Below are 2,434 nucleotides of genomic sequence, written 5' to 3' on the forward strand. Positions count from 1 at the left end.
CACTGGCCGAGACGAAGACCCCGCTGGTGCGGCTGCGCGGCCGGTGGGTGGAGCTGGATCCGGGGCGACTCGCCGCCGGCCTGCGCCTGCTCCGCTCCGTTGGCGGCACTGGCCGAGACGAAGACCCCGCTGGTGCGGCTGCGCGGCCGGTGGGTGGAGCTGGATCCGGGGCGACTCGCCGCCGGCCTGCGCCTGCTCCGCTCCGCCGGCGAGCTGACCGTCGCCGACCTGCTCCGGCTCGGGCTGGCCGACGGCGAGGCCACCGGGGCGTTGCCGGTGCTGGAGGTGACCGCCGACGGGGCGCTGGGCGACCTGCTCGCCGGCGCGGTCGAGCGACGGCTCACCCCGCTGGACCCGCCGCCCGGCTTCCAGGGGACGCTGCGCCCGTACCAGCAGCGCGGGCTGGCCTGGCTGGCCTTCCTGCGGTCGCTCGGCCTGGGTGGCGTGCTCGCCGACGACATGGGGCTGGGCAAGACCGTGCAACTGCTCGCGCTGCTCGCCGGGGACCCGCCGGAGGCCGGGCCGACCCTGCTGGTCTGTCCGATGTCGCTGGTCGGCAACTGGCAGCGGGAGGCCGCCCGGTTCACCCCGGGGCTGCGGGTGCACGTACACCACGGCGCGGAGCGCGCGCGGGGGGCGGAGTTCACGACCGCCGCGCACGGCGCGGACCTGGTCCTCACCACCTACTCGGTGGCCGCCCGCGACGCGGTTGACCTGGCCGGCATCGACTGGCACCGGGTGGTGGTGGACGAGGCACAGGCGATCAAGAACGCGTCGACCCGGCAGGCCGAGGCGGTTCGCGCGCTGCCCGCCCGGCAGCGGGTGGCGGTGACCGGTACGCCGGTGGAGAACCGGCTCGCCGACCTTTGGTCGATCATGCAGTTCGCCAACCCGGGGCTGCTCGGGCCGGCGGCGACGTTCCGCAAGCGGTTCGCCGAGCCGATCGAGCGCAACGGCGACGCCGAGGCCGCCGAGCGGCTGCGCCGGATCACCGGACCGTTCGTGCTGCGCCGGCTCAAGACCGACTCGTCGATCATCTCGGACCTGCCGGAGAAGCTCGAGATGGAGGTGCTCTGCAACCTCACCGCCGAGCAGGCCGCGCTGTACCAGGTGGTGGTCGACGACATGCTCGCCCGGATCGAGACCAGCGACGGCATCGAGCGACGCGGGCTGGTGCTGGCCACCATGACCCGACTCAAGCAGGTCTGCAACCACCCCGCCCAACTGCTGCGCGACGGCTCGCCGCTGGAGGGCCGCTCCGGCAAGCTGGCCCGGCTGACCGAGATCCTGGAGGAGGTGCTGGCGGCGGGGGAGCGGGCGCTGCTGTTCACCCAGTACGCCGAGTTCGGGGCGATGCTGCGCGGTCACCTGTCGGCGCGGTTCGGCCGGGAGGTGCTGTTCCTGCACGGCGGGCTCGGGAAGGCCGAGCGGGACGCCATGGTGCAGCGCTTCCAGTCGGCGGACGGTCCGCCGCTCTTCGTGCTCTCGCTCAAGGCCGGTGGCACCGGGCTGACCCTGACCGCCGCCAACCACGTGGTGCACGTGGACCGGTGGTGGAACCCGGCGGTGGAGGACCAGGCCACCGACCGGGCGTTCCGGATCGGCCAGCGGCGGCGGGTGCAGGTCCGCAAGTTCGTCTGCGCCGGCACTGTCGAGGAGAAGGTGGCCGCGCTGATCGCCGACAAGCGCAGCCTCGCCGAACGGGTGGTCGGCACCGGTGAGCAGTGGATCACCGAGTTGTCCACCGGCCAGCTGCGGGAGCTGTTCGCCCTGGAGGCCGGGGCGGTGGTGGAGTGAGCGAGCGCAGCACCGGCCGGTTCGCCGACTACGGCCGCCCCCGCAGGGTCGACGGGGGTCTGCGGGCGCGCAGCGCCCGGGGCGCGATCGGCCGGTCCTGGTGGTCGCGGCGCTTCCTGGAGGTGCTGGAGTCGTTCGCGCTCGGCACCCGGCTGACCCGGGGCCGGTCGTACGCGCGGGCCGGTCAGGTGCTCACCCTCGACATCACACCCGGACGGGTCAGCGCGGTGGTGCAGGGTTCCCGGGCGCAGCCGTACCGGGTGTCGATCGCGGTGAAGCCGTTCCCGGCCGCGCTCTGGTCCCGGATCGAGAACGAGCTGGCCGGGCAGGCGTTCTTCAGCGCCCGGCTGCTCGCCGGGGACCTCCCCGACGAGTTGGAGGAGCTGTTCGCCGCCGCTGGCGCGCCGCTCTTCCCGGCCGCCGTCGACGAGTTGACCCAGCGCTGCGACTGCCCCGACTTCGCGGTGCCGTGCAAGCACCTCGCGGCGACGTTCTACCTGCTGGCCGAGGCGTTCGACGCCGACCCGTTCGAGCTGCTGCACTGGCGCGGTCGGTCCCCGCGCGGAGTTGCTCGACGAACTCCGCGCCCGGCGCGCCGCGGCCACCGGTGCCGCCCCGCCGCGCCCGCCGGCCGACC

General features: G+C 74.5%; 2 pseudogenes. Both read left to right on the top strand.

From position 1 onward, the window contains the following. Positions 1 to 99: 99 nt before the first annotated feature. Positions 100 to 1,797, top strand: a pseudogene (locus tag JM949_RS35265) (DEAD/DEAH box helicase); the annotation flags it as partial. Further along, positions 1,794 to 2,434 (top strand): annotated as a pseudogene (locus JM949_RS35270) (SWIM zinc finger family protein); the annotation flags it as partial. The pseudogenes JM949_RS35265 and JM949_RS35270, both read left to right, overlap by 4 nt.

It is taken from the genome of Micromonospora tarensis (assembly GCF_016803395.1).
In the GTDB taxonomy this organism is placed as follows: Bacteria; Actinomycetota; Actinomycetes; order Mycobacteriales; family Micromonosporaceae; genus Micromonospora; species Micromonospora tarensis.